The organism is Caulobacter sp. UC70_42 (assembly GCF_044056025.1).
Lineage (GTDB): Bacteria > Pseudomonadota > Alphaproteobacteria > Caulobacterales > Caulobacteraceae > Caulobacter.
The window spans coordinates 939,209-965,755 of sequence record NZ_CP171994.1 but is presented as its reverse complement, the minus strand read 5'-3'; the positions used below and the strand labels follow the sequence as shown (position 1 = coordinate 965,755).

Here is a 26,547-nt window from a genome sequence, read left to right as displayed (position 1 = left end):
CGTTCCCTAGGGTAGCGGTTGGTCCGCTTCTCGCACCGCACTATCGCTAATGCAAAGGCGTGGCGCCAGTGGTCAGATGACTTGGAGCTGTCGCCAAGCCGTGAAATTGTGGCCGTGACGAACGCCGTCGCGATGTGCATGTTGGATGCTGCATCGCAAAAGCACGGGCGCCGCAACCGCGAAGGCGTCACGTCAGAACGTCACGGGAGCCTATCCATGAGCGACATCGTCATCGTCTCCGCCGCGCGTACGCCGGTCGGTTCGTTCAACGGGGCGCTGTCCAGCCTGCCCGCCTCGGACCTGGGCAAGGTCGCGATCCAGGCCGCTGTCGAGCGCGCCGGCATCACCCCCGCCGATGTCGACGAGGTGATCCTCGGCCAGGTGCTGCAGGCCGCCGCCGGCCAGGGCCCCGCCCGCCAGGCCTCGGTCAATGCCGGGATTCCGGTCGAGAGCCCGGCCTGGAGCCTGAACCAGCTGTGCGGCTCGGGCCTGCGCGCCGTGGCCCTGGCGGCCCAGCAGATTGCGGCCGGCGACGCCAAGATCGTCGTGGCCGGCGGCCAGGAGAGCATGAGCCAGGCGCCGCACGCTCAGAACCTGCGCGGCGGCCAGAAGATGGGCGACCTGTTCGTTCGTCGACACCATGATCAAGGATGGCCTGTGGGACGCCTTCCACGGCTATCACATGGGCCAGACGGCCGAGAACATCGCCAACCGCTGGCAGATCACCCGCCAGGACCAGGACGTCTTCGCGGTCGCCAGCCAGAACAAGGCCGAGGCCGCCCAGAAGGCCGGCAAGTTCGACGCCGAGATCGTTCCGGTCACCATCAAGGGCCGCAAGGGTGACACCATCGTCGACAAGGACGAGTTCATTCGCCACGGCGCGACCCTGGAAAGCGTCCAGGGCTTGAAGCCCGTGTTCAACAAGGAAGGCTCGGTCACCGCGGCCAACGCCTCGGGCCTCAATGACGGCGCCGCCGCCCTCGTGCTGATGACCGCCGACGAAGCCGCCAAGCGCGGCCTCAAGCCGCTGGCCCGGATCGCCTCCTGGGCCAATGCCGGCGTCGAGCCCGAGATCATGGGCACGGGGCCGATCCCGGCCTCGAAAAAGGCGCTGGAAAAGGCCGGCTGGACCGTCGCAGACCTCGATCTGGTGGAAAGCAACGAAGCCTTCGCCGCCCAATCGCTGTGCGTGGTCCGCGAACTGGGCCTCGACCCGGCCAAGGTCAATGTCAACGGCGGCGCCGATCGCCATCGGCCACCCGATCGGCGCCTCGGGCGCGCGGATCCTGACCACCCTGCTGCACGAGATGAAGCGCTCGGGCGCCAAGAAGGGTCTGGCCACCCTCTGCATCGGCGGCGGCATGGGCGTGGCCATGTGCGTCGAGGCCGTCTAGGGGCACACGCGGCGGCTGACTAAAAACCTTCGCGCAACCTTAACCGTGGCCGCGCGCTTTCAGCCTTGCTGGGGCGCGCGGATCACGTGAACCATAAGAAAACTGCGTTCGGGAGAGATCAGATGACGAGAGTGGCTTTCGTGACCGGCGGCACCCGGCGGAATCGGCCGGGCGATCTGCGAACGATTGATCGCCGACGGCCACAAGGTGGCGGCGGGCTATTCCGGCAACGAGGAGGCGGCCGCGGCCTGCGCCAAGGCGCTGGGCGTGATGGTGGTGAAGGGCAATGTCGGCTCGTTCGACGACTGCGCCGCCGCCGTGAAAAAGGTCGAGGCCGAGCTCGGCCCCATCGACATCCTCGTCAACAACGCCGGCATCACCCGCGACGGCATGCTGCACAAGATGACCTACGAGCAGTGGTCCGAGGTGATCCGGGTCAACATGGACTCGGCCTTCAACATGACCCGTCCGGTGATCGAAGGCATGCGCGACCGCGGCTGGGGCCGCATCGTCAATATCAGCTCGATCAACGGCCAGAAGGGCCAGATGGGCCAGACCAACTATTCGGCCGCCAAGGCCGGCCTGATCGGCTTCACCAAGGCGCTGGCGCTCGAGAACGCCAAGAAGGGCGTGACGGTCAACGTGATCTGCCCCGGCTATATCGACACCGAGATGGTGGCGGCCGTGCCCGAGAACGTGCTGGCCCAGATCATCGCCGGCATCCCCGTGGGTCGCCTGGGCAAGGGCGAGGAGATCGCCGACATGGTCTCGTTCCTGTCGGGCGAACGCGCCGGCTTCGTCACCGGCGCCACGCTGAGCCTCAACGGCGGCCAATATATGGCCTGACGCGGTCTGATCCTGGTTCCCCGAAGTCCAAGGCTTGACGCCGACTGTTGCGGTTGGGCCTCATGCCGCCGGCTTCGGGGAATGGACGTTAACGCGTCCAAGATTCGCCCCAGTCGGCGGGCAGTACGGATCGCATGAAATTCTGTAAGGCGGAGTTGGCTGACCTCGGGGCCCGTGCGTCCCTGGCGATCGCGGCTCTGATGGTCATGACGGCGTCCGCGAACGCCCAGCAGCTTCCGCATTCGCTGCGGGACGCCTTGCTTGGTCATAAGGGACCGGCCGAGGCCCGCCGCGTCGCCGCCCCGCCGGTGGGGCGCTATGTCTCCGAAAGCGGCGGCGCCTTCATCTTCGACCAGGCCGCGCCCCAGCCGCTGATGAAGTTCGACAACAGCGCCGAGGTCTGGGTGCTGTCGGCCCAGCCAGCCTCGCGCGGCGACACCATCTACCGCAACGATCTTGGCGAGCCCGTGCTGCGGGTGACCAAGCTGGGCGGCATCATCCTGTTCACCGACGACGCCCCGATGGGCGCGGCGGCCGCCCTGTCCGGCCGCGCCTCGTCGATCCAGCCGCCGGCGATCATGTCGTTCAGCGTGTTCGTCCAGCGTGTCCGCATCGCCACGGCCCGCGCCAGTCGCGCGGCCCAGCGCGATATCGAGTTCTCGACCGTCGAGGACGTGCGGCCCGAAACCTCGGTCCTGGCCGCCGACTCCGCCACCGTCGTGGCCGAGGCCTTCGAGCGCATGGCTCGCAAGGGTGACCGCTCGATCATCGCCAAGGTCTTCCGCGTCCTGCTGGCCGAGGGCCGCAAACCGTCAGCGGCGCTGAAGGACGGGGCGCTGACCATCACCTATTCGCCGGACCAGGGCCTGGCTGGCCGGCCATCGTCCAAGCGGATCATCAAGGTCATGAACCGCTGATCGACCTCGGGTCATTGAGTTCTGGCGAACATTGTTCTTCAAGCGTAACCATAAGTCCTCAGCGACCATTTACCCGAATGGTCTAGCTTGATGGCACACGGCTTCGATGGCGCCGCCGCGCGGGATCAACCCCGCTAGTGCGACGCCAGCGAGGCTTTTCGTGCATCCGCAAGGTTCTATTGTCTGGTCATGGAAAGCTCCGACCTCGCCGAGTTTCCTGAACGTGGGCGGCTGAAGATGGCCGACATCGCCCGCATGGCGGGCGTGTCGATTTCTACGGTGTCGCGCGCGCTGGCGGGCAATCCATTGATCCCCAAGACGTTGCGCGACCAGATTGTCGAGATCGCCCAGACCCACGGCTATGTCGTCAACCAGTCGGCGCGGTCCCTGCGCCTGCGCAAGACCGACACCATCGGCGTCATCATTCCGCTGGCCCACGAGGCGGGGCAGCTGATCTCCGACCCGTTCTTCCTCGAGATGTTCGGGAGGCTGGCCGACGAGATTACGCGCCGCGACTACTCCGTCCTGCTCAACAAGGTGGTCGTGACCGAACCGGGCTGGCTGGACCGCATCATCCAGTCGCATCGCGCCGATGGCCTGGTTCTGATCGGCCAGAGCACCCAGCATGAGGCGCTGAACGTCGTCGCCGACACCTACAGGCCTATGGTGGTCTGGGGCGCCCAACTGCCGGGCCAGCGCTATTGCGCGGTGGGCAGCGACAACGTTCAGGGCGGTCGACTGGCCGTCGCGCACCTGGTCGCCACGGGCCGCAAGCGTATCGCCTTCCTCGGCGCGGTCCACGCGCCCGAGGCCGCTCAGCGTTTCGAGGGCTACAAGCAGGGCTTGGCCGAGGCGGGTCTTCCTTTCGACCCGAGTCTGGTCGTGCCCGCGCCCTACATGATGGAAGAGGCCCAGGAAGCGATCGCGGCCTTCTTGGCGACCGGCGCGTCGTTCGACGCCGCCTTCGCCTTCTCGGACGTCATCGCCCTGGCGGCGATCAGCGCCCTGAACGCGGCCGGCAAGAGCGTGCCGGGCGACGTGGGGGTGGTCGGTTTCGACGACATCGTCCTGGCCCGTTACGGCAATCCGCCCTTGACCACGATCCGCCAGGACCTCGCGTTCGGGGCCCGGGCGATGGTCGACCTGCTGTTCCGCCGCATGGCCGGCGAGGATGCGCCCGGGACCCTGTCGCCGGTCGAGCTGGTGGTGCGCGGCTCAAGCGTTTAGCGGCGTTTTGCCGGTCGGGATCCTTCACGAGATTGAAGGCCCGCGCCGGCGGCGACCGCTGGACAAGCAGCGGCGCCGGGCATCCGCGCTCCCGCGTTCGCTGGGGCCGTTTCTAGGCCGCTTCGACGCCGATCGACTTCAGTTCCTTGAGGAAGCGGGCCAGGCTCTGGTGCGAACGGCGCAGCCCCTGAACGACCTCGGGCTTGGACAGGGCCGATTGCGGGACGATGAAGCCCTCGCGGCCGACGCGCTGGGCCATGCCCTTTTCCAGCATCTCGACGAAGCGGCGGCGCACGGTCTCGTAGGGCAGGGCCAGCGAGTCGGCCACCTGGCGCACGGTCAGGGGGCGACGCTCGTGGTCCGGGGGAATGTCGTCGACCTCGGCATAGAGGCCACCTCGGATGTGCGAGCAATTGCCCGCCCAAAGGGTCGTGAAAACGAGGGCGTAGAGGAGGTCCGAACCATGGACTTCGTTAGCGATCTCGACCCAGCGCAGAATGTAGTCCGTCGCGTAGCGGGTCGCCGCGCGAGCGTTGATGTACTCATCGGACATAGGTTACTCGGTTCCCCAGGGTCGACGTTGCGACGCGACGTGAAAAGGATTGCATGGCTCGATGAACGACGCCATGCGACCAAGTTGCCCACTATGGGTACCCTATCTGAGCATCCGCGACCGGTTGTCGCAGGCATGGAGGGCTCAGGTTTTCGAGGGCTTCCAGTCGGGGGCGCCAGCTCGAAGCCCTCGAAACGGAAGCCCGGCGCGACGGTGCAGCCGACCAGGGTCCAAGCGCCCAGGCTGACCGCGGTCTGCCACCACAGCATCGGCACGACGACCTGCGGCCGGCAGCCGGCGCGCAGGTCCGGACCCAGCACATGGGGCCGCGGCGCCCGGCCGTCGGGCGGCGACAGGGTGATCGAGATCGGCGCGCCGGCGTACCAGTGCCAGGTCTCGACGGCGTCGACACGGTGCCAGGCCGACATCTGTTCGGCCTCGAGCAGGTAGTAGATGCAGGTGGAATGGGCGCGGCCGTCGGGACCGGGTTCGTCTTCGAAGGTCCGCTTGTACCAGCCGCCCTCGGGATGGGGCTGCATGTCCAGCATCCTGACGATTTCCTTCGCGCCCAGGTCGCCGGCGATAGCCCGCTCCGAAATGTTTGGGTCGATCACGCTGTCACTCATCCCTTGAAGCTGTCCTTGGCGGCCCGGATCTCGGCGAAGGCCTGGGCGGGGGTGGGCGCGCTCGGCCGCAGCAGGGGCGCGCGCAGGAAGGGATTGGTCGCCTTCTCGGCGCCGATGGTGGTGGGCACGGTCGGTTCGCCGCGCTCACGGGCGGCGAACACCGCGTCGGCGCGGGCCTTGAGGGCGGGGTCGTCGTCGACCGACAGCGCGAACCGCGCGTTCGAGGCGGTGTATTCGTGGGCGCAGTAGACGGTGGTGTCGTCGGGCAGGGCGGTGATGCGGGATAGCGACGCCCACATCTGCTCGGGCGTGCCCTCGAACAGGCGGCCGCAGCCCAGGGCGAACAGGGTGTCGCCGACGAAGGCGATGCCGTCGGCGGCGTCGTGATAGGCGATGTGGCCCAGGGTGTGGCCGCCGCTGTCGATGACCTCGAACCGGGTCTCGCCCAGCGGCGCGACGTCGCCGCCGCGCAGCACGCGGTCCAGCGGCGCGATGCGGGTCACCTCGGCCGGGCCGGCGATCATCGCGCCGGTCGCCTTCTTCAGCGCCGCGTTGCCGCCGGCGTGGTCGGGGTGCCAGTGGGTGTTGAGGATCAGGTCGAGACTCCAGCCCAGCGCGTCGAGCTCGGCGAGGATGGCGTCGGCGTCCGGCGTGTCGATGGTCGCGACCTTGCCGGTCGCCTCGTCGCGCGCGAGGAAGCCGTAGTTGTCGGACAGGCACGGGAACTGATGAACTGTCAGGGGCATCACGGGGCGCTTGCTCTATCGCGCCGACGCGGGCGCGCCTACAAGGATGGCCTCGACGCTCGGGAGACTCAATGCGCCGCGACGTGCTGGACCTGAGAGCCTTCTACGCCGCCCCGCTGGGCCGCGCGGCGCGGACCATGCTGACCCGCAAGGTGGAAGAGGCCTGGGGCAATACGCGGGACCTCGACGTGCTGGGCGTCGGCTACGCCACCCCCTTCCTGGACGCCGCCCGGGGCAACGCCCGCCGGGTGGTGGCCGCCATGCCCGCTCAACAGGGGGTCGAGGTCTGGCCGCACGGCGGTCGCAACCAGGCCTGCCTGGTCGAAGAGACCGCCTTGCCCCTGCCCAACGCCATGTTCGATCGCGTCTTGGCTGTCCACGCGCTGGAAGAGGCTGACGACCCGGCCGCCCTGCTGGCCGAGATCGGCCGCGTCATGGCGCCGACGGGCCGTCTGATCGTGGCGGTGTCGTCGCGCGATGGCGTCTGGACGGGGGCCGAGACTACGCCGTTCGGCCACGGCCGCCCCTACAGCCGCAGCCAGCTGGAGTCGCTGATTCGGGAAGCGGACCTGGAGCCGGCCGGCTGGACGCGGGCGCTCTATGTGCCGCCGGTCGGGGCCATGGCGTCGTGGGCCGAGGGCTTCGAGCAGGTCGGCGCGCGACTGTGGCCGCGCTTCGCCGGGGTGATCCTGATGGAGGCCATCAAGCAGACTTTTGCGGTCAAGCCCCGCGGCCATCGCGCCCGCGCCCGGGTGTTCGCGCCCGGCGTCCTGCTGCCCAGTCCGGCCGGACCGACTCCGGCGCGGCACGAAGGCGGGAGGTCCGTTCCCGCTCATCAGGCGCCCGTTCCTCAGGCGCCGAGCGGTCGGGACGTCTGATCTTACTTGGAGCGAAGCGCGCGGACGCCTAGCTTGTGGTCCTGACAACCGTTCGCTCTCGGGAACACCGCCATGAAGATGATCGTCGCCGTGATTAAGCCGAGCCGCCTGGATGCGGTGCTTGAAGCGGTCACCGAGGCGGGCGCGTCGGGTTTGACCGTCACCGAGGTGCGCGGCTACGGCCGCCAGAAGGGCAAGACCGAGGTCTATCGCGGCGCCGAATACGAGGTGAAGCTGCTGCCGAAGGTCAAGCTGGAGATCGCCGTGCCGACCGACGTGCTCGAGCCCGTCATCGAAGCCCTGCAGCGCACCGCCAACACCGGCAAGATCGGCGACGGCAAGGTCTTCGTCATGGACCTGGAACAAGCCCTGCGCATCCGCACCGGCGAACGCGACGCGGCGGCCATCGCCGGCTGACCGATTCGCCGCGACGTCGTGAAGTCGTGAACAAGCGGAGCCATAACCGGCCCCGCGCGTTGTCGAAGCTCACGGCGTCCACCCGCCAGGTCGTTCAGAACCTGACGGGGGGTGAACATTCCGAGCGTGGCAGGCGCCGAAACCGCTCACACTTCGGCTGCCACGCTCAAGGGGCACATGGATCCACGGTCTTCAGTCTTCCAACCGGGATACAACTGCTGGCGGGTCGAGCCCGCCGATCGCGTGGCCCTGTTCATCGACAACGACGAGGCGTTCGACGCGCTGAAGCCGTTGATCCTGTCCGCCAGGAAGTCGATCTGGATCCTGGCTTGGGTGTTCGACCCCTTGACGCGCCTGGATCCCGACCGCGTCAGGAAAAGCCGTGATCCCAGCCACGCCGACCGCATCGGCCTGATTCTGCGGCGGCAGGCGGCGCTCAATCCCGCGCTCGACGTGCGGGTGCTGACCTGGGACATGCCGCTTCCGATCGCCGCCTCGCAGCTGTTCGGTCCGCATCGCGGCGCGGCCTTCTTCGCGGGATCCCGCGTCAAGTACCGGCTGGACGCCACCTTGCCGGCCAGCGCCTGCCATCACCAGAAGGCGGTGATCGTCGACGGCGTGACCGCGCTGGTCAGCGGCGGCGACATCGGCGTCGACCGCTGGGACGACACTTGTCACCTGGACAACAATCCCCTGCGCCGACTGCCGACCGGGCGACACTATCCCGCCCGGCACGAGGTCTCGATCCTGGTCGACGGCCGGGCGGGCGAGGCGATGGCCGACCTGTTCGTCGATCGCTGGAAGGCCTCGGGCGGAGATCCGGTCGACCGCCCCGACCGCCCCGATGAGACGCCCTGGCCCGACGGCCTGTTGCCCGATCTGCGCCGCCTGCCGGTCGCCGTGGCCCGCACGTCGGCCGCGTGGCAGCAGCGCCCGGAGATCATCGAGTGCCTTCTGCTGCATCTCTCGGCGATCCAGCGCGCGAAGCGGCTGATCTATCTGGAGAACCAGTACCTGACCTCGCCGATCATCGTCGAAGCCCTGGCCGAACGGCTGGCCGAGCCCGATGGGCCCGAGGTGGTCACGGTCGGGCCAGCGCGCAGCCCCAGCTATTTCGACCAGATGACCATGGACAGCGCGCGGACCTCGGCCATCAACCGCCTGCGCGAGGTCGATATCCATGGGCGTTTTTCGGCCTTCTCGGCCCATACGCCCAAGGGGCGACCGATCATCGTCCACTCCAAGGTGGCGATCATGGACGACTGGATGCTGCGGATCGGCAGCGCCAACCTGAACAACCGCTCGATCGGGCTCGACAGCGAGTGCGACCTGGCCTTCGAGGCCAGGAGCGAGATCGAGCGCGAGACGGTGCGCGCCTTCCTGGGCCGTCTGGTCGGCCACTTCATCGATCGTCCGGCCGCCGATGTCCTGGAGGCCATGGATCGCGAAGGCGGCCTGGGCGCGGCGATCAACGCGCTGGACGTCAAGGGCGGCCCGCCACGCCGGCTGCGGCCGGTGCCGGCGCGTCACCTGAGCGGGGTTCAGAAGTTCATCGCCGACTGGAGCCTGGGCGACGCCATCGCGCCCGACGACGCCTGGCGACCCTGGGGCCGCCGGACGCGCCTGAAGCGCGACATCGCCCGGCTTACTCAGCCGCCGCCCGAGCCTCCGGAGCGGCTCAAGCCGTGACCTCCAGCTCGACCACCAGCGGCAGGTGGTCGGAGGCCACGCGGGCCAACGGGCTGAACGGCGAATTGACCCCGCGCGTCTCCAGGCCCTTGGTCAGGAAGACGTGATCGATGCGCATGAACGGGAAGCTGGACGGGAAGGTCGCCGTGGCCGGTCGCGGCCAGCTTGGCGTCGGCGCCTGGGCGTCGCGCAGGGCCGTTCGCAGCATCCGGTAGGTCGCCGAATAGGGCGTGGCGTTGAAGTCGCCCAGCACCACGCCAGGGGCCAGCCACTCGTCCGCGCCCATCCAGTCCGGACCCAGCAGGGCGGCGGCCTGGCGCTTCTGTTCCTGTGGCACCAGGCCCAGGTGAGTGTTGATGATCTGGACCTTGGTCCCGCCGACATCCACCTCCACCCACAGGGCCCCGCGCGGCTCCAGGCCCGGCACGCGCTTGTAGAGCGGCAGGCTCTTGGCCTTGACCCGTCGCTCGGGAAGGGCGGTCAGGATGGCGTCGCCATAGAGCTCTTCCTCCACGGCCATGGCCGGATGGAAGTGGAAGCTCATCTTCAGCAGTTCGGCGAGGCGGTGGGCCTGGTCGACGCCCTTGGTGCGGGCGCGAAGGACATCCAGTTCCTGCAGGGCGACGACATCGGGCTTTTCGGCCGCGATGACTTCGGCCACCCGCTCGACATCGAGCTTGCGGTCCGTGCCCACGCAGCGGTGGACGTTGTAGGTCATGAGACGAAGCGTCTTCATCCGTCGAACAGATCGCCCGAGACCGGCGGAAGTTCCCCCCAGGATGGTTTCCTTGCGTCGTCGCGGCGTTGCGGCTGAGCATGAACAGGCAGGTCTCGGCCCGCCAGTTCTCGAGCGCGCTGGCCGGATTCATCGGTCGGGCCGGACCGGCGCCGGCGAAAGCGGCGCAGGCGTCGACGCGCAGGTTGAGCTCGGCCGTCAGGGCCAGGAAGTCGGCCAGGGTGCAGAGGTGGATGTTCGGCGTCGACCACCACGGCATCGGCAGGGCCTTGGTCTCGGGCATCCGGCCTCGGCTCAGCAGCGACCAGCGCACCCGCCAGTGGCCGAAGTTGGGGAAAGAGACGATGGCCCGGTCGGCGATCCGCAGCAGTTCGTCCAGCACGTGACGCGGATGGCGCGTGGCCTGCAGGTCTGGGACAGCACCGCATAGTCGAACGAGCGGTCAGGGAAGTGGTCGAGGTCCAGGTCGGCGTCGCCCTGCACCACCGACAGGCCGCGCGCCATGCAGGCGGCCACGCCGCTGGCGCTGATTTCCAGGCCCCGGCCGTCGACCTGCTTTTCGTGGCTCAGCAGATCCAGCAGCGCCCCTTCGCCGCAGCCGACGTCCAGCACTCGCGAGCCGGGGCGCACCAGTCGCAGGATCTCTCGGAAGTCCTCGCGGACCTTATTCTGGGAATTTGAGGTCAAATCAGTCCCGATCCCGTTCGGCCGAACTCAGGAAGCCCGCCAGCGCGGCGTCCATCACCGGCTCGTCCAGCAGGAAGGCGTCGTGGCCTTTGTCGCTCTCGATCTCGGCGAAGGCGGCGCGGGCCCCGGCGGCGGTCAGGGCGCGGACCAGATGGCGGCTCTCGGCGGTGGGATAGAGCCAGTCGCTGGTGAAGCTGAGCACGCAGAACCGCACGTCGCGGGCGCGGGTGAAGGCCTTGGCCAGAACCCCGCCGTGGCTGGCGGCTATATCGAAATAGTCGGTGGCCCGGGTGATGTAGAGATAGCTGTTGGCGTCGAACCGGTCGACGAAGCTGGCGCCCTGGTGACGCAGATAGCTCTCGACCTGGAAATCGGCGTCGAAGCCCCAGGACAGGCCGTCGCGCTTCAGCTCGCGGCCGAACTTCCGCTGAAGGGCGGGCTCGGACAAATAGGTGATATGCGCGGCCATCCGCGCCACCGCCAGGCCCTTGCCGGGCTGCACGCCATGTTCGGCATAGGCGCCGCCGCGCCAGTCCGGATCGGCCATGATCGCCTGGCGGCCAACTTCGTGAAACGCGATGTTCTGGGCCGAGTGACGCGAGGCCGAGGCCAGCACCACGGCGCTGAACACCCGCTCGGGATAGTCCACGGCCCACTGCTGGGCCTGCATCCCGCCCATCGAGCCGCCGATCACCGCGAACAGGGTCTCGATGCCCAACGCGCTGACCAGCATCGCCTGGGCGCGGACCATGTCGGGAATGGTGATGACCGGGAACGCCAGGCCGTAGACCTTGCCGGTGGCCGGGTTGATCGAGGCCGGCCCCGTCGAGCCCATGCAGCCGCCGATCACGTTCGTGCAGATGATGAAGTGCCGTTCGGGGTCCAGCGGCTTGCCGGGGCCGATCATCCGCAGCCACCAGCCGGGCTTGCCCGTGGTCGGGTGCGGCGAGGCGACGTACTGGTCGCCGGTCAGGGCGTGGCAGATCAGGATGGCGTTGGACTTGTCGGCGTTGAGTTCGCCATAGGTCCGGTAGCCGATCTCCAGGCCCTCGAGCATGGCCCCGGAATCGAGCCGCAGGGGTTCGTTCGCGGGAAACCGCCAGGTTCCCCCGCCGGCATGTGTAACCAGATCGAGCGCAGCCATGGTCCGCCTTGGACCCCTTGGCGAAGAAGGTGTCAACCGCCGGCTTCCTGACAAGGCTGGGGACGGCTATGGAGGTCGCATGGAGCGACTGATCCTGATGCGCCACGGCAAGGCCGAGCGGCACGCCCAGAGCGGCGGTGATTTCGAACGCGCCCTGGCCGAAAGCGGCCGGGCCGATGCGGCCGTCATGGGCCAGGTGCTGGCCGGAGCGGGCGTCGCGCCCGACCTGCTGCTGGTCTCGTCGGCCCGCCGCACGCGCGAGACGGCCGAGCGCGTCGCGCCGAACTTTCCCAAGGCGCGGGTCGAGCAGCTCCGCGACCTCTATCACGCCGATCCGGAAGATGTCGTTCAGGTGATCGAGGCGCACGCCGAGGGCGCGGCCACGATCATGGTGGTCGGGCACAATCCGGGCCTGCACGAGCTGGCGCTGCGCCTGGCCCAGCAGGGCGAGGCCTCGCCGATCCAGACCAACAAGCTGCGCGGTCGCTTCCCGACCTCGACCACGGTGGTGTTCGGCTGGACCGACAGGGGTCCCGTGCTGGAGCACCTCCTTTACGCGCACGAAAACGGCGGAGCCGGCGGCGAATGACCCTGATCTACAAGATCCTGTTCCGCGCCGAGTGGGACGCCGCCAAGGCCGCCGGCCGCTTCGAAGGCTCGGCCGTCGATCTTCAGGACGGGTTCATCCACCTCTCCGCCGCCGACCAGGCCCAGGAGACCGCCGCCAGATACTTCAAGGATCAGCCGGACCTCGTCCTGCTGGGCGTCGAAGCCGAGGGCCTGGGTGCGGACCTGAAGTGGGAAACTTCGCGTGGTGGCGCGCTGTTCCCGCATCTCTATCGCCCGTTGCTGACCAGCGAAGTGGTCACCGAGGCCGATCTTGGTCTCGACGCCGATGGCGTTCCCCCGGCTGGGAGATCATCTCGCATGAGCCCGCATGACCTCGCCGCCCGCGCGCTGCGCGCCCTCGATCCCGAGGACGCCCACGGCTGGGCCATCCGGGGCCTCAAGATGGGGCTGGGCCCGCGCGAGACCGGCCCGGACGACCCGATCCTGGCGGTGAAGATCGCCGGCCTCGAACTACCCAACTGCGTGGGCCTGGCCGCCGGCTTCGACAAGAACGCCGAGGTTCCGGATCCCATGCTGGCCGCCGGCTTCGGTTTCGTGGAGGCCGGCACCGTCACGCCGCTGGCCCAGGCCGGCAATCCGCGTCCGCGGCTCTTCCGTCTCACGGAGGATCGAGCGGTCATCAATCGCATGGGCTTCAACAACGGCGGCCTCGACCCGTTCGTCCGACGCCTGAAGGCGCGCCAGGGCAAGGGCGGGATTGTTGGCGCGAACATCGGCGCCAACAAGGACGCCAGCGACCGCATCGAGGACTACGTCACCGGCCTGACCCGCCTCTGGGGCCTGTCGGACTATTTCACCGCCAACATCTCCTCGCCCAACACGCCGGGCCTGCGCGCCCTGCAGACCAAGGCGGCGCTGGAGGACCTGCTGGGCCGGGTCTCCGAGGCCCGCGAGGCGATGAAGGTCGCCTCGGGCGCGGACTATCCGATCTTCCTGAAGGTCGCGCCTGACCTTGAGGACGGCGAGGTCGAGGCCATCGTCGAGGCGGTGGTCGATGCGGGCCTGGACGCCATCATCGTCAGCAACACCACCATCGCTCGCCCCGCCAGCCTCAAGTCGGCCCACGCCAGGGAGAGTGGCGGCCTTTCCGGCGCGCCGCTGCTGGAGCCCTCGACCCAGGTGTTGAAGCGCTTCCACGCCGCCGCGGCTGGCCGTGTGGCCCTGATCGGCGCGGGCGGGATCGCCGACGGCGCCGGGGCCTACGCCAAGATCCGGGCCGGCGCGCGGGCCGTGCAGCTCTATTCGGCCCTCGTCTACGGCGGCCCGGGCCTGGTCACCCGCATCAAGCGCGAGCTCGCGGCCCGCCTACGGGCCGATGGCTTCGCCGCCGTCGAGGACGCGGTCGGCGCCGCATGACGCGAGACCGCGCTCTGATGCTGTTGCGCCGCTTTGGCCCGCTGGTGGTCATCGTGATCCTGTTCGTGGCCGCCTTCGCCAGCGGCGTCGCCGATCACATCTCGCTGGAGGAGCTGCGCGCGCGCGGCGCCGGGCTCCAGGCCTTCGCGCACGAAAAGCCGCTGCTGTGCGCGGCCATCTATCTGGCGATCTATATCGCCTCCGTCGCCGTATCCTTGCCCGGCGCCCTGATCCTGTCGCTGACGGGCGGCTTCCTGTTCGGACCCATAGGCGGCGGATTCGCGGCGGTGACCGGCGCCGACGGGCGGGTCGACCATCATCTATCTCGTGTTCCGCACCGCGTTCGGCGACATGCTGCGCCGCAGACCCGGCGCGTTCCTGGCGCGGGTCGAGGAGGGCTTCAGGCACGACGCCTTCAACTACCTGCTGACCCTGCGCCTGATCCCGGCCTTTCCGCTGCTGATCGTCAATGTCGCGGCCGGGCTGATGAACATTCCGGCCCGCACCTTCGTCCTGGCCTCGGTGCTGGGCATGATCCCGAGCTCCTTCGTCTATGCCGGCATCGGCGCGGGACTTGGCCATCTCTTCGCGCGGGGCGGCCCCGTGACGCTGGAGACCCTCTTCTCGCCACGGATTTATCTTCCCATTGTCGGCATGGGCGTTCTGGCCTTTCTGCCGCCGTTGTGGCGCCATTGGCGCAATCGGCGCGGAGCAGCGCCCCTGCCAAAGCCCTTGGACGAGAAGTAGCCGCCCCGGATGGTCGAAACGGTTTCGCCGTCAGAGACTGAGCCCGCCCCGCCCCGGAAGCGATTTCCGTGGCCCGGCGGCCTGTCGGCGCGCCTGCTGCTGTTCACCGCCATCGTCGTCACCTTCGGCGGCCTGCTGATCCTGCCGCCGACCTTGGCGGCCTACGAGGAGCAGTGGCTGCTGGATCGCGTGCGGGCCGGGGAACTGGCCTCGACCATCGCCGAGTCGGATCCGGACCTGCGGGTCAGCGACGCGGTCGCCAACCAGATGTTCGACCAGGCCGGGGCTGTTACCGTCGCCGTCCAGGCCGAGGGCGCCCGCCGCCTGGTCCTGCCGCCCAAGGAGCCGTTCAAGACGCCGTATCTGGTGGACCTGCGCCGCCAGAACCCCGGCTCATGGCTGGCCGCGCCGTTCTTCACCCTGACCAGCCCCAAGGGCAGCATGGTCCGCGTGATGGCCGAGCCGCGCTTCCGCAAGGCCGAGTTCGTCGAGGTCGTGGTTCCCGACGCCCCGCTGAAGGCGGCGCTGGTCGAGTATTTCTGGCGGCTGGCCGGCGTGACCATCTTCGTCGCCGCTCTGGCCGGTCTGTTCGTCTACGCCTTCCTGAATGTCTTCCTGGTCCGGCCCATGCAGCGGATCACCCGCGCCATGGAAGCCTTTCGCGTCGATCCCGGCGACCCGGAGGCGCGCATCGCCGTCTCCAAGCGCCGCGACGAGATCGGCCGCGCGGAGGCCGAGCTGGACCGCATGCAGGTCGACCTGCTGGCGGCGTTGGCCTCCAAGGCCCGCCTGGCCGCCCTGGGCGAGGCGGTGGCCAAGATCAATCACGACCTGCGCAACATGCTGACCAGCGCCCAGATGGCGTCCGATCGCCTGGCCGCCCTCGGCGATCCCAAGGTGGCTCAGGCCCTGCCCCGCCTGGAACGAGCCCTGGACCGCGCCATCACCCTGGCCTCCGACGTCATGGCCTATGGCAAGTCCAAGGAGCCCGAGCCGGTGACGCGGATCATCCCGCTGCGTCCGGCCTTGGACATGGCCGCCGAGGACGCCGGCCTGACCCCGCAGGGCGTCGCCCTGGAGACCGTCATCGGTCCGCGCGAACAGGTGGTCGCCGACCCGGACCAGCTGCACCGCATCCTCACCAACCTGTTCCGCAACGCCCGCGAGGCGATCGAGGGCGCGACCGACCGGGGCGGCAAGGGCAAGGTTTTCGTCGAGCTGCGCCGCGACGCCGGCCACAGCATCCTACGCCTGTCGGACGACGGCCCCGGCGTGCCCGAGCGCGCCCGCGCCAATCTCTTCCAGCCCTTCGTCGGCTCGGTGCGCCGCGGCGGCACCGGATTGGGCCTGGCCATCGCGCGCGAGCTGGCCCAGGGTCATGGCGGCGACCTGGCGCTGGTCGAGACCGGGCCCGGCGGCTCGGTGTTCGACCTTACCCTGGCGGGCGCGCCCGAACCGCTGCCAGAGCCGGACGACAAGGCTGACGCTTCAGCGTCCTAGAGCGTGGCAGCCGAAGTGTGAGCGGTTTCGGCGCCTGCCACGCTCTAAGTGTTTGAGATAGAGCCTGTCCGTTTCTGGTGTTTTGATCAGAACGGACAGGCTCTAGGAGAGTCCGATGACGACCACCTGGACCATCGCGGTGATGATCGGCGCCTCGGCGGACAGCGCGCCGATCCACGAGATCACCGTCGAGGCGCCCGACGTTCCGACCGCCCTGCGCCGCGTGGCGGCCATGGTGACGGTGCAGGAGGCGTCCGACACCGAACTGCTGCTGGACGGCCAGGAGGAGGTCTTCTCTCGCGCCGAGGTCGAGGCGGGCCTGGAGCCCTGATCGTTCGATCAGGGAAGAACACCAAGCTCACGCCTAGTCCTTGGGAAGAGGCTCAGAGCCCCTTGGCCACGCCCTCGCGACGCGGGTCCGCGCCGCCTTCCAGCACGTCGCCCGGCCGCACGATCACGCCGTGCAGGCCAGAGCCCTCGACCTGGCCGACCTTGATGTTGACGCCGCGCGCGTTCAGCGCCGACAGCATCGCGGGTCCGAACCACTGAGCGTCGCCGGAATAGGTGTCGCCCCGCGCCACGACGTTCGGCAGCGACACGGCCTCCTGCATGTTCAGGTTCCAGTAGAACAGCCCGACCATGGCCTTCAGGTTATAGGACAGGATGGCGTTGCCGCCCGGCGAGCCGACGGCCGCCAGGAACTTGCCCTTCTTGTCCAGCACGATGATCGGGGACATCGACGAGCGCGGGCGCTTGCCCGGCGCGATGGCGTTGGCGGCCGGCGCGCCGTCCTTCTCCTTCGGCGAGAACGAGAAGTCGGTCAGCTGGTTGTTGAGGAAGAAGCCGTTCACCATCCGGCCGTTGCCGAAGATGCTCTCGACCGTGGTGGTCATCGACACGACATTGCCGGCCGGGTCGACCACGACCAGATGGGTGGTGCCGCCCGGCTCCTTGGTCATGTCGATCCCGACCTTGGGCGCGCCCTTCGGCTTGCCGAACGGGGGGGGCGCGCCGGCCGTGTCGGTGATCAGCTTGGCGCGCTCGGCGACATATTTCGGATCCAGCAGACCGTCGACCGGCACGGTCACGAAGGCGGGGTCGCCGACATAGCGGTCGCGGTCGGCGTACATGACCCGCTCGGCCTGGGCCAGCTGGGTCCAGGCCACCGGATCCGTCGGGCCGCGCTTGCCGATGTCGGTGTGCTCCAGCATCCGCAGCGCCTGGATCACGGCCAGGCCCGACGACTGCGGGTTGGGCACGCAGACGGTGTAGACTTTCCACGGCCGGCACAGGGCAGGCGCCGCGCGCGGCTTGTAGGCCTTGAGGTCGGCCAGGGTGATGCTGCTGGGAAGGTCTCCCTCGTGCAGGCGGTCGACGATCGCCTGGGCGATCGGACCGTCCAGCAGGGCCGCGGGGCCCTCGGCGGCGATCTTGCGCACCGTCTCGGCATAGGCCGGGTTCTTCAGCAGGTCGCCGGCCTGGTAGCGGGTTCCGTCCGGCTTGGTGAAGTACTTCACCGCGTCCGGCTGCGAGGCTTGCGGCGCGCGGCTGACGATCATGCCAGCCAGGCGCGGGCTGACCACGAAGCCGTCGTCGGCCAGCTTTTCGGCGTCCTTGAACAGGGTGTTCCAGGCGACCTTGCCGTGTTCCTTCTGCGCGAGGGACAACATGGCCACCGCGCCGGGCACGCCCGACGAGCGGCCCGACAGCACCGCCGTGACGAAGGGCAGGGGCTTGCCGTCCGATCCCATGAACATGTCCGGCGAAGCGCCGGCGGGCGCGGTCTCGCGGCCGTCATAGGCCGTCACCTTGCCGGTCTTGGCGTCGTAGAAGACCATGAACGCCCCGCCGCCCAGGCCCGAGCTCTGTGGTTCGACCAGGCCCAGCACGGCCTGGATGGCCACGGCGGCGTCGACGGCCGAGCCGCCGTCGCGCAGCACCCGCAGGCCCGCCTCCACCGCCAGCGGATTGGCCGCGGCGACCATGCCCTTGGCGGGGGGTCGAGATGGAGGCCGGCTTCGCCGCTGGCATGCCCAGCGGGATCGACTCGGCGTGGGCGGCGGAGACCGGAGCCAGCGCCAGCTGGAGCGACGCGGCGAGGGCGAGCAGGGAAACGAAACGACGCATACGGATCCTCTATGGCGGACGAGGGGCGAACATTGGGGAGGGCCTGCCCGCCGTCCCGAGGCCACCCATGGACACCAATCAAGCGACGCTGTCACGTCCAGATAGTCTGCAAGCCGCTTCAATCCCCCGCCCTGAACCGTTGCGCGGCAAGGGTGTTCCGCTGAGCGAACACCGGCCTGCGAAACTTTTCGAATTTTCCTGCAAACCGGGCTTGCGTTCCCGAAAGGGACGGGGCTACTTCCCCCGCCTCGCCGAAAGGCAATGCGCGCCCGTAGCTCAGCTGGATAGAGCATCAGACTACGAATCTGAGGGTCGGACGTTCGAATCGTTCCGGGCGCGCCATCTTTCCAATCACTTAGCCGGATTCGGCTTCGTCGATTTCCGTTCTAGGACGGTGATTAGGACGGTGGTTGTGATTTGGTGCGGCGGTCGCTGCGCCTTCCTCGATCAGAAAAAATCGAATAGGCCCCGCTTTATTGCTGCGGGGCTAGATCCGGGCGCCGGCACTGGCGAGAGCGTTGGTTCGAATCGTGCCGGGCGCACCTACGCCCAAGTACGCCACGGCACCAGGAAGCTACCTTTTAGCCGCAGGCAGTACGCCGTGAGCGGCGCGTTTTCGGTCTGACGCCTACTCCGAAACCCACCCTTCACGACCTTTCGAAACTTCGGCTAGCCGATCCGTCGATCGGGACCCCTTCGCACAAAACTCCCGATCCCTATGCGTTTCAGCTTCACTCCGTACTGGGCAACGTGCGGGGAAAACTCTTCCATAAGCGCCCGCTCAAAATCCTCACGCATCGCCTTTGCCTCGGCGTAGGTATGGCGCTCCATCATCTGCGTCAGTCGGATGTGAACGTCGGGCGTCAGGCGGGTGAAAAACTCCTGCCAAGTTTTGAAGCGCGCCGCGAAGTCGAAAAATCGCTCAATCTCCGCCTCAATCGACAGCGCAACTTCCGCGACGACACCGTCGGCGAATTCCAATCGCGGAGCCTTGTCATACCCGCGCGGCAGGTGCGGGTGCTCAGATTTGCCGGCGCCAGTGAGGCGGTTTGCTTTGGTGGGCGTCGATGATCGGCGCTTGCGAATGAGCAAGATCACGCCACCGAACACAGCCGAAACGGCGGCTAGGCCTGCGCCGTCGAATAGCCATTCCTTATTGGCCCAGAGATAACTCCACAGAGCATTGATTTCTGACATTATGTCTCCGGGTGTCGAGCGGATAGATACGCGTGAACTGGGACAATCTGGAAACGACAGCCTCGGCGATCGCTGCAATCGGCAGCATTATCACTGCCGCGTGTCTGCTTGCCCTCTGGCTTCACAAGCAGCGCAAAGAAGCGACAAGCCGCCTTTCAGTGCGCTTGTTACGACCCGAGAACGAAATCTTTCAAGTCGAAGTTGCCTATGCACCCAAATCTTGGAACGAGGCCCTATTCGCCGAGCTAGGTTCCTTAGGCGACAACCCCATTCATCTGTTGCCCAAACTCCATTTAGGTCTACCCCAGAAAATGGAGGAGGAATGGGTTGCAGCGGTGAAGTGGCCCAAGGAGGAGGGTCAGTGGGAAAGTAGACGCATGTCACGCATCGAAAATAGCAATCTAGCGCTAGCCACGTTTCGGATCGTCCCGCAAACAACGGATGGCGGCGGTTGGCTGTATGTCAGAATCCACACTGGCACGCCACGAAGACACACGCTCGTGAGCTGCCGCGTCCCCGTGAGCGTACTCTAATGAGGTTAGGCGCTTAGGCGTCGCCATGGGCCTCTGGCGCTTGGTGCCCGGTCGGCTGAGCCTCTGGGCGGCTAAGGCGGCTCACCACCCTTCACGCACCTTCACGGTGTCCGCCCTGGGGTGCCGGCACCTAGAGAGCCATGGCGTCGGCATAGTTCTCAGTTCCGACCGCCTCTGCGCCGCAGTTTCTGGACGTCCCCAGAGTTTCCTAAGGATTCTCTTTGGTGCCCGCTGATGGTCGTCAACGGAGCCCGTGTTGCGGATCAGATCGCCAGCGTCAGCTTTCGACTCGTTCCTATGCCACTCGGCTGGCCATAGGCCGCCAACTCAAAAATGTCGCCTGCATGATTTTCCGATCTATTTTTACCGACGTATCCTCAACTGGGTATCGGCCCATAGGGCTTCCGCGTAGCTGTCAGCGATCTCCTTCGACATGCTGTACGCCGTCGATACGCTGTTGATCATTCCGTTCAGCAGATTGGCCATCCACCACGTCGTTCGCAGTAGTCGCGTTTCCTCGCCGTAACGCGGATTTTCGGCTCCCGGCGCCGGCGCCAAGTTGTGGGCGATGTGATTGTTCCGGTGGTTCCGCAGTTTCTTCAGCCGCTTTGATTTCTCGACTGCGGGTATGAGCCGGTCGGCTTCAGCCAACATAGAATCGAAGCGCTCTGCCATGTCGGCAATGTATTCCGCCGACTGGCCTTCCCATGACAACAGCCAGCGCCGCTTAAGTTCGGTTCGAACATCGGCCGGCTTTATCAGATTGTAGATGGCCAACAGGCTTGTCCGGTCGGGCTGACCATCATCCCAGAGAGCTGCTAGACGGATCAGCTCGAAGGCGTGACTCGCCCGCGCAAGACTGTTGTACGCGTTCGCCGCGTAAGACGTGCCGACCTGATCGACCAGCGTCCGGCGCCGGCTGATCCAATCGTTATTGGCGTGGGTCACCATAATCTCGGTGACGAGGTCAAACAGTTCGTGGGCCTTGGCGGAGGCGAGTTCAAGCGCCTCATCGACCGTGAAGACTTCTCGGCTTCTTCTTCGCCATAGCTACTTCGCAGCCGCTTCATCATCGAGCGCAAAAATCGTCTCGGGCACGCCGTCCAAGTTCGTCAGCTCAATCCGATTTTGCTTTTTCAGGTAGCGACCAGTTCCCTTGTGCAGGTCGATGATCGCCTTGTGCGCGATAGGCCGATCCCTTTCAGACGCCTCGATGATGCTGACGATAAGTCGGTCAAGAGCTTCGAATTTCGGGACATCCTGTTTGAATTCCGCTCTGTTCCAGTCGATTTGAAAGCCGCCTGCGATCGGCGTTCCAACCGCCGCGACCTTCTCGACCAGCGCCGTTCGCTCGCGCTCGTAACGCTCAAGCATACTGATCAAGCCATTGAAGTGTTCGTCCAGAAGGGTGACGCCGTTGATGAACGCAAGGTCGGCAATTCGCCCGGCCCGCCACAACTCGTCAGGCCCAAAATGAACCCGTTCGAATGAATTGGCCGCTGGCATCGCATTGATGAACACGTATGGCTGGCTTTCGGCCGCGCTCTTCATTGACGCGTCGACGAACGTCTCGTTGATGACGGTGAGACACGAATATATTCGGCCGATTTTCTGACCCATCACGAATGATGCGAAGGCAGCCTTGTCGCGCTCATCGCGCTCCCTCGCTGCGTCTTGGGTTTTCTTAGTGAGGTGATAGCCCAACACAGCACCGATGACGGCACCCATGAGACCGACGCCGCCGGAAACTGCCATGTTCAGGTAGTCAAACCCGTGGTCGTCAGCGGGCATTTGCTTATTGACGATTTCTACCGGCTTGCCGGGTGCCAGCGTAACGGGCGAAGCGACTGGCCTTGCGACAGGTAAATGTGTTTTCGGCTTGCAAAAATGACCCCCATCTCGGGGATATCGGCGTCCAAAAATGACCCCCTGTCCTTGAGGCTTTGATGGCCAGATCGGCGGCTTGTGTAGCCGCGGATCGAGACGGGGATGTTGGTAGTGGAGACGGTGGCGAAGATCCGGCGCGAGCACTTCGCGCGGGGCAAGGGCGTCAAGACGATCGCGCGGGAGATGGGCCTGGCGCGCAACACGGTGCGCAAGATCCTGCGGTCGGGTGATACGGCGCCGGAGTACGAGCGGCGCGAGCAGCCGCACCCGAAGCTAGGTCCGTTCATCGAGCGGCTGGAGGCGCTGCTGGAGGCCAATGCGTCAGGGGCGCGCAAGGATCGGCTGACGCTGATGCGGATCACCGATCTGCTCAGCCGGGAGGGCTATGACGGCGGTTACGACGCGGTGCGGCGCTATGCAGGACGCTGGTCGGTCCAACGCCGGGGCGTGAGCTCTCCGGTTGAGGCCTTCGTGCCGTTGAGCTTTGCGCCGGGCGACGCCTACCAGTTCGACTGGAGCCACGAGCAGGTCGAGATCGGCGGCACGCCGCTGACGGTGAAGGTGGCGCACGTGCGGCTCTGCCATAGCCGCCGGTTCTACATCCGAGCCTATCCGCGCGAGACCCAGGAGATGGTGTTCGATGCTCACGCCCGGGCCTTCCAGGCGTTCGGGGGCGTCACGCGGCGAGGCATCTACGACAACATGAAGACCGCCGTTGAAGCGGTGTTCACCGGCAAGACCCGCCGCTTCAACCGGCGCTTCGAGCAGATGTGCTCGCACTACCTGATCGAGCCGGTGGCCTGCACGCCGGCCTCGGGCTGGGAGAAGGGCCAGGTGGAGAACCAGGTCGGCTACGCCCGTGACAACATCTTCAAGCCGCGCCTGCGCTTCCATAGCCTGGAGGAGCTCAACGGCTGGCTGGAGGCCGAGTGCGTGCGCCGGGCGCGCAATGATCGCCATCCCGAGCACCGAGACCGCGTTGTCTGGGACGTCTACGAGGCTGAGCGGCCGTTCCTAGCGCCCTTCGCCGGCCCTTTTGACGGCTTCCACCAGATCGAGGCCGTCGCCCAGGCCACCTGCCTGATCACCTTCGACCGCAACCGCTACTCGGTGCAGGCCAAGGCCGCGCGTCGGGCCGTCCAGATCCGCGCCTACGCCGACCGGATCCTGGTGCTGTGCGACGGCGAGGTGGTGGCCGATCACCCGCGCGGCTTTGGCCGTGACCACACCGTCTATGATCCCTGGCACTATCTGCCCGTCCTGGCCCGCAAGCCCGGAGCGCTGCGCAACGGCGCGCCTTTCCAGGAATGGGCGCTGCCGCCCGCCTTCAATCGGCTGCGCAAGCGGCTGGGCTCGGGCGACGAGGCCGATCGGCGCTTCGTACGGGTGCTGGCGGCGGTGCTGGACGATGGGCTCGACGCTGTCGACCAGGCCGTCCAGGAGGCGCTCGACGCCGGCGTCGCCAGCGACGAGGTAATCCTCAACATCCTGGCCCGCCGGCGCGAACCGCCCCGCCCCGAGGCGATCACCACTTCCCAGGCTCTGGCCCTGAGCCATCCGCCCATCGCCGACTGCGCGCGCTACGACCTGCTGCGAGGCTCCCGTGCAGCGGCATGAGATGATCCAGGCCCTGGGCGAGCTGGGCCTCAAGGGCATGGCCGGCGCCTTCGACGACGCCGTCACCACGGGCCTGCAGCGCAAGCGCACCGCCATGGAGATCCTGGCCGATCTGGTGAAGGCCGAGGCTGCCCATCGTCAGGCCGCCTCCATCCGATATCGGATCACCGCCGCCAAGCTGCCGGCGATGAAGGACCTGGCGCGCTTCAACTTCGAGGGCTCGCCCATCAACGAGAGCCTCGTGCGCGCCCTGCATGGCGGCTCATTCCTGGCCGATCACCGCAACATCGTCCTGATCGGCGGAACGGGCACCGGCAAGACCCACCTGGCCATCGCCATCACCGCCAATGTGGTGCGGGCCGGGGCGCGCGGGCGCTACTTCAACACCGTCGATCTGGTGAACCGGCTCGAGGAGGAAGCCCGCCAGGGCCGCTCCGGCGCTCTGGCCGCCCAGCTCTCGCGCCTGGATCTCGTCGTCCTCGACGAGCTGGGCTATCTGCCCTTCGCCCAGTCCGGCGGCCAGCGCCTTTTCCATCTGATCAGCAAGCTCTACGAGCGCACCTCGGTGATCATCACCACCAACCTGACCTTCGGCGAATGGCCCACCGTCTTCGGCGACGCCAAGATGACCACGGCGCTCCTCGACCGCCTGACCCATCACTGCGACATCGTCGAGACCGGAAACGACAGCTGGCGTCTCAAGACCAGGGCTTGATCCACAATCTATTCAACCTCCCCCAGACCCCCTCCGGGCAGCTGAATCTCACGCGGCTCACCCGGCGGCGACGCGCTGCGCTAGCTGATGGCTACGCGCCTCGCCGCCAGCCCAGGACAACCAACAGAGGGGTCAATTTTGGACGCCGATAGGGGGTCAATTTTCAACGCCGTTTGACAGTCAAAAGGGACTGCGAAGCTAGTTTACGAAGCTCGTGGACGATCCGCTTCTGCGCGTAGGGCGGGATCGCCGTTTCGACCTCCTCCATCGCGAAAATAACGTTCTGCTTGTCCTCAGCGATTTGAGACAACATCGCGAGCACCAACATGTTGATCGTGCCCGTTCCCTGTCGGAAGAATGGTGCAGCGTGATCGCCATTACCTGTAGCGATAAAAGCGGTTACGACCTTGCGAAGATGCTCGCGGGTGAGCGTCGATACCTTGAGGTGCGGCTTAACTCCCCATTCGCGGGGAACGTATTTCTTCAGCGACTTGTCGATGCTGTCGAGAACGCCGGAGATGCCGATTGTGGGATCGCTTGCGACGTCGAATGCCGCCAGCGTGCCAATAGTCCCTTCCCACATTTGCGGCCGGATCTCTTTCAGACGCAAAATGATGTCGAGGAGGCTGCCATGTTCAAGACTGAGTGCGCGGGAACCAGTTCGAATAGACCGCAGGAAAAGAAAGCCGCAGTGCTGTTTGTCCTTCTTCGAAAACGGCACGGGCGTGTCGGCTTCACTTAAGCTACGCGAGAAGTAGGTATTGCCGGTGAAGTCGTCCTCATCGGGGTCATAGGCACCCACGAAAGTGACGCGGATTGCTGATTTGATATTCGCCGCGTCAACTCCGGTCGGTTGCGGTGCCTCGTAAAAATTTCCGGTGCTGATGTCCAACCACTCAACGCTTTCACCAAAGCGTGCTTCCTGCTCAGGTGATAGATCGCTGATCGTAACCTCGATCACGATCTTCGGCGCCTCAGGCAGCTCCTCGCCCTCGGCGAGGTCCGCGCCGGATGTTGATAAGTACAGGCCTTGGTAGAAGTCGTGCTCGTCAACGGGAGGTCGTCGGCTCAATCTGTCAGGTCCGAGTGCGAGATCGATCGCCTCCAAGACCGTCGATTTGCCGGTATTATTGTCGCCAGTGAGAACGGCGTGATCTGGCAGATATATCTTTGCTGAGCGGATGCCGCGAAAATTCTCGATGGCGACGGATGTTACTTTCACGGTGCCCCCCAGCGTAATGCGCGTATTTCTAGCAGAGAGCTAAGCGCACGACCACTGCTTGCATCGCCTCTGCTGCGTCGCCTGTCTTTGCGTCAGCCGATCGTCCTGCGGGTCGTCGTCAGTTCCAGGAGCCCGTCGGGCTCTGACGCAAACCAAGCGTAGCTGCCCCAGGCCAGCGTATTGACGTTCTTTTTAAAGGGTGCGGCGCTACGGTCGAGATAGGCCGTGATGAAGGCGACGTGTTCTTTCGGAAAGCCGGCGTCGTCGACCAGCTTAAGGAGATCGGCTTTTCGCCGCTCACTGACCGGGCCATCGCTCGCGACGACTTCGACGAAGATCAGCAGGGGGTGCGCCGGCCCGAGGTCCGCCAAAATGGCGTCCGGCAAATTCTTGTCGACCTGAATGTTGAGTCCGATCGACTTGGCTAGGGCATCGTCCCGCGCGATGACCTTGGTGGCGCTCTCGCTGATCGACAACACGGCGGGCTCAGCAAGGAAGCGCGGCGCGAAAACCTCCACGACGGCCTTTGTCAGCTCCGAGCTGGGGCCGGGCTTCAAAAGCCGTGTTTCGCCATTCGGGAACGTGACGATCACCTTGTCGCCGGACTTGCCGGCCCCTTGGAGGTTGATGGCCAGGCGCGCCAGAGCGCCTTTGCTGAGCGAGGCGGCCTGCCAGTCGGCGATTGCTTGCGAAAGAGCATCGCCGGCGAGGGCCGGATCGAAGAGCGCCGCAAAAGAGGCGGTCAGCGCGTAGCGAGGTTTGCTCGATGTGGTTGGGATGTCACCGCGGGCGACGACGGCGCCGATCGCAACCAGCCCCTCGCGCAGAGTGTCATCGCGGATGCCTTCGCGCGTATTGTCGGCATACCAGCGGGAGCCTTTGATTTCGCCCTTCGGACTACGGATCGCCGCGATGTAGGCCGTGCGCGCGTCCGGGTCGGTGAGCGCGGCCTGTTCCTCGGTCATGCGGTAGACGTGCTTAGGGCCGAGCAACTGATCCCCACCTTCGATCGCGCCGATGTAAAGCGCTACGAACACGGTCGAGGCCGCTGTCAGGTTGGTGGTGTCAATGCGATAGGCCGTGCCAACGGGGAAGATCTCCAGCAACCGCTCACGGACTTGGTCACGGTTCAGGAGTGCAGGCAGGTCAGTCACGT

21 protein-coding genes, 1 tRNA gene and 7 pseudogenes are annotated in these 26,547 nt (G+C 66.5%); 17 read left to right on the top strand and 12 right to left on the bottom strand.

Annotated features, from left to right (window positions below):
• Positions 1 to 216 precede the first annotated feature (216 nt).
• From ACHMW8_RS04965 to ACHMW8_RS04950, 4 genes and pseudogenes are all read left to right on the top strand, one after another.
• Positions 217 to 1,394, top strand: a pseudogene (locus ACHMW8_RS04965) (acetyl-CoA C-acetyltransferase).
• A gap of 122 nt (positions 1,395 to 1,516) precedes the next feature.
• Positions 1,517 to 2,240 (top strand): annotated as a pseudogene (locus ACHMW8_RS04960) (beta-ketoacyl-ACP reductase).
• 134 nt (positions 2,241 to 2,374) lie between these two features.
• On the top strand, positions 2,375 to 3,157 hold the full coding sequence (locus ACHMW8_RS04955; RefSeq protein ID WP_395444925.1) for a DUF4908 domain-containing protein: 783 nt from the start codon (positions 2,375 to 2,377) through the stop codon (positions 3,155 to 3,157).
• A 237-nt stretch (positions 3,158 to 3,394) separates the two neighbouring features.
• The gene (locus ACHMW8_RS04950) at positions 3,395 to 4,384 is read left to right on the top strand and encodes a LacI family DNA-binding transcriptional regulator (RefSeq protein ID WP_395445898.1); all 990 of its coding nucleotides are present in this window, start codon (positions 3,395 to 3,397) and stop codon (positions 4,382 to 4,384) included.
• A gap of 112 nt (positions 4,385 to 4,496) precedes the next feature.
• Here the strand turns inward: ACHMW8_RS04950 and ACHMW8_RS04945 are convergent, their stop codons facing one another.
• The 3 genes and pseudogenes from ACHMW8_RS04945 to gloB form a co-directional block, all read right to left on the bottom strand.
• On the bottom strand, positions 4,497 to 4,937 hold the full coding sequence (locus ACHMW8_RS04945; RefSeq protein WP_125155132.1) for a hypothetical protein: 441 nt from the start codon (positions 4,935 to 4,937) through the stop codon (positions 4,497 to 4,499).
• Positions 4,938 to 5,092: 155 nt separating this feature from the next.
• Positions 5,093 to 5,563, bottom strand: a pseudogene (locus ACHMW8_RS04940) (cupin domain-containing protein); the annotation flags it as partial.
• Positions 5,560 to 6,309, bottom strand: coding sequence for a hydroxyacylglutathione hydrolase (gene gloB / locus ACHMW8_RS04935; protein WP_395444924.1), 750 nt, complete (start codon positions 6,307 to 6,309; stop codon positions 5,560 to 5,562). The pseudogene ACHMW8_RS04940 and the gene gloB, both read right to left, overlap by 4 nt.
• A 71-nt stretch (positions 6,310 to 6,380) precedes the next feature.
• On the opposite strand from gloB, the gene ACHMW8_RS04930 reads away from it, so the two are divergent.
• The 3 genes from ACHMW8_RS04930 to ACHMW8_RS04920 all read left to right on the top strand — a co-directional run bounded on the left by ACHMW8_RS04930 (position 6,381) and on the right by ACHMW8_RS04920 (position 9,293).
• A complete protein-coding gene (locus ACHMW8_RS04930; RefSeq protein ID WP_125155135.1) occupies positions 6,381 to 7,187 on the top strand; it encodes a class I SAM-dependent methyltransferase in 807 nt (268 codons plus the stop codon).
• 72 nt (positions 7,188 to 7,259) lie between these two features.
• Entirely contained in the window at positions 7,260 to 7,604 is a 345-nt protein-coding gene (locus ACHMW8_RS04925; RefSeq protein WP_010918409.1) for a P-II family nitrogen regulator, read from the top strand.
• Between the two features lie 177 nt (positions 7,605 to 7,781).
• Entirely contained in the window at positions 7,782 to 9,293 is a 1,512-nt protein-coding gene (locus tag ACHMW8_RS04920; RefSeq protein ID WP_395444923.1) for a phospholipase D-like domain-containing protein, read from the top strand.
• Here the strand turns inward: ACHMW8_RS04920 and ACHMW8_RS04915 are convergent.
• From ACHMW8_RS04915 to ACHMW8_RS04905, 3 genes and pseudogenes are all read right to left on the bottom strand, one after another.
• Positions 9,283 to 10,029: an endonuclease/exonuclease/phosphatase family protein gene (locus ACHMW8_RS04915; protein WP_395444922.1), complete on the bottom strand. Its 747-nt coding sequence runs from the start codon at positions 10,027 to 10,029 to the stop codon at positions 9,283 to 9,285. The genes ACHMW8_RS04920 and ACHMW8_RS04915 overlap by 11 nt on opposite strands.
• A pseudogene (gene metW, locus ACHMW8_RS04910) lies at positions 10,026 to 10,716 on the bottom strand (methionine biosynthesis protein MetW). The gene ACHMW8_RS04915 and the pseudogene metW overlap by 4 nt, the downstream one beginning before the upstream one ends.
• A 1-nt stretch (position 10,717) precedes the next feature.
• A complete protein-coding gene (locus ACHMW8_RS04905) occupies positions 10,718 to 11,860 on the bottom strand; it encodes a homoserine O-acetyltransferase (protein WP_395444921.1) in 1,143 nt (380 codons plus the stop codon).
• A 79-nt stretch (positions 11,861 to 11,939) separates the two neighbouring features.
• Here ACHMW8_RS04905 and ACHMW8_RS04900 point away from each other — a divergent pair, with 79 nt between their 5' ends.
• The 6 genes and pseudogenes from ACHMW8_RS04900 (at position 11,940) to ACHMW8_RS04875 (ending at position 16,424) form a co-directional block, all read left to right on the top strand.
• Entirely contained in the window at positions 11,940 to 12,449 is a 510-nt protein-coding gene (locus tag ACHMW8_RS04900; protein WP_125155140.1) for a histidine phosphatase family protein, read from the top strand.
• A pseudogene (locus ACHMW8_RS04895) lies at positions 12,446 to 12,791 on the top strand (DUF952 domain-containing protein). The gene ACHMW8_RS04900 and the pseudogene ACHMW8_RS04895 overlap by 4 nt, the downstream one beginning before the upstream one ends.
• The gene (locus ACHMW8_RS04890) at positions 12,788 to 13,846 is read left to right on the top strand and encodes a quinone-dependent dihydroorotate dehydrogenase (RefSeq protein ID WP_395444920.1); all 1,059 of its coding nucleotides are present in this window, start codon (positions 12,788 to 12,790) and stop codon (positions 13,844 to 13,846) included. Before ACHMW8_RS04895 ends, ACHMW8_RS04890 begins: the two are co-directional and overlap by 4 nt.
• Positions 13,843 to 14,593: pseudogene (locus ACHMW8_RS04885) on the top strand (TVP38/TMEM64 family protein). Before ACHMW8_RS04890 ends, ACHMW8_RS04885 begins: the two are co-directional and overlap by 4 nt.
• A gap of 9 nt (positions 14,594 to 14,602) precedes the next feature.
• Positions 14,603 to 16,093, top strand: a complete 1,491-nt coding sequence (locus ACHMW8_RS04880) for a sensor histidine kinase (RefSeq protein WP_395444919.1) — start codon at positions 14,603 to 14,605, stop codon at positions 16,091 to 16,093.
• 115 nt (positions 16,094 to 16,208) lie between these two features.
• Positions 16,209 to 16,424 (top strand): hypothetical protein, encoded by a 216-nt coding sequence (locus tag ACHMW8_RS04875; protein WP_125155145.1) that lies wholly within the window; start codon positions 16,209 to 16,211, stop codon positions 16,422 to 16,424.
• Positions 16,425 to 16,476: 52 nt separating this feature from the next.
• Here ACHMW8_RS04875 and ggt read toward each other — a convergent pair.
• Positions 16,477 to 18,220, bottom strand: a pseudogene (ggt, locus tag ACHMW8_RS04870) (gamma-glutamyltransferase).
• A gap of 265 nt (positions 18,221 to 18,485) precedes the next feature.
• Here ggt and ACHMW8_RS04865 point away from each other — a divergent pair.
• Positions 18,486 to 18,562, top strand: a tRNA-Arg gene (locus ACHMW8_RS04865).
• Between the two features lie 327 nt (positions 18,563 to 18,889).
• On the opposite strand, the gene ACHMW8_RS04860 is transcribed toward ACHMW8_RS04865, so the two are convergent.
• Complete coding sequence (locus tag ACHMW8_RS04860) at positions 18,890 to 19,417, bottom strand: hypothetical protein (protein WP_395444918.1); 528 nt, start codon at positions 19,415 to 19,417, stop codon at positions 18,890 to 18,892.
• 32 nt (positions 19,418 to 19,449) lie between these two features.
• On the opposite strand from ACHMW8_RS04860, the gene ACHMW8_RS04855 reads away from it, so the two are divergent.
• Positions 19,450 to 19,950, top strand: a complete 501-nt coding sequence (locus ACHMW8_RS04855) for a hypothetical protein (protein WP_395444917.1) — start codon at positions 19,450 to 19,452, stop codon at positions 19,948 to 19,950.
• A 363-nt stretch (positions 19,951 to 20,313) separates the two neighbouring features.
• Here the strand turns inward: ACHMW8_RS04855 and ACHMW8_RS04850 are convergent, their stop codons facing one another.
• Positions 20,314 to 20,925 (bottom strand): hypothetical protein, encoded by a 612-nt coding sequence (locus tag ACHMW8_RS04850; protein WP_395445897.1) that lies wholly within the window; start codon positions 20,923 to 20,925, stop codon positions 20,314 to 20,316.
• A 75-nt stretch (positions 20,926 to 21,000) separates the two neighbouring features.
• The gene (locus ACHMW8_RS04845; protein ID WP_395444916.1) at positions 21,001 to 21,741 is read right to left on the bottom strand and encodes a hypothetical protein; all 741 of its coding nucleotides are present in this window, start codon (positions 21,739 to 21,741) and stop codon (positions 21,001 to 21,003) included.
• Positions 21,742 to 21,939: 198 nt separating this feature from the next.
• On the opposite strand from ACHMW8_RS04845, the gene istA reads away from it, so the two are divergent.
• Both istA and istB read left to right on the top strand, forming a co-directional pair.
• Positions 21,940 to 23,454: an IS21 family transposase gene (gene istA / locus ACHMW8_RS04840; protein ID WP_395444915.1), complete on the top strand. Its 1,515-nt coding sequence runs from the start codon at positions 21,940 to 21,942 to the stop codon at positions 23,452 to 23,454.
• Positions 23,441 to 24,169, top strand: coding sequence for an IS21-like element helper ATPase IstB (gene istB / locus ACHMW8_RS04835; protein ID WP_395444914.1), 729 nt, complete (start codon positions 23,441 to 23,443; stop codon positions 24,167 to 24,169). The genes istA and istB overlap by 14 nt, the downstream gene beginning before the upstream one ends.
• A 163-nt stretch (positions 24,170 to 24,332) precedes the next feature.
• Here the strand turns inward: istB and ACHMW8_RS04830 are convergent, their stop codons facing one another.
• Positions 24,333 to 25,391, bottom strand: a complete 1,059-nt coding sequence (locus tag ACHMW8_RS04830; protein WP_395444913.1) for an ATP-dependent nuclease — start codon at positions 25,389 to 25,391, stop codon at positions 24,333 to 24,335.
• A gap of 92 nt (positions 25,392 to 25,483) precedes the next feature.
• Positions 25,484 to 26,545 (bottom strand): BsuBI/PstI family type II restriction endonuclease, encoded by a 1,062-nt coding sequence (locus tag ACHMW8_RS04825; protein ID WP_395444912.1) that lies wholly within the window; start codon positions 26,543 to 26,545, stop codon positions 25,484 to 25,486.
• Between the last annotated feature and the right edge of the window lie 2 nt (positions 26,546 to 26,547).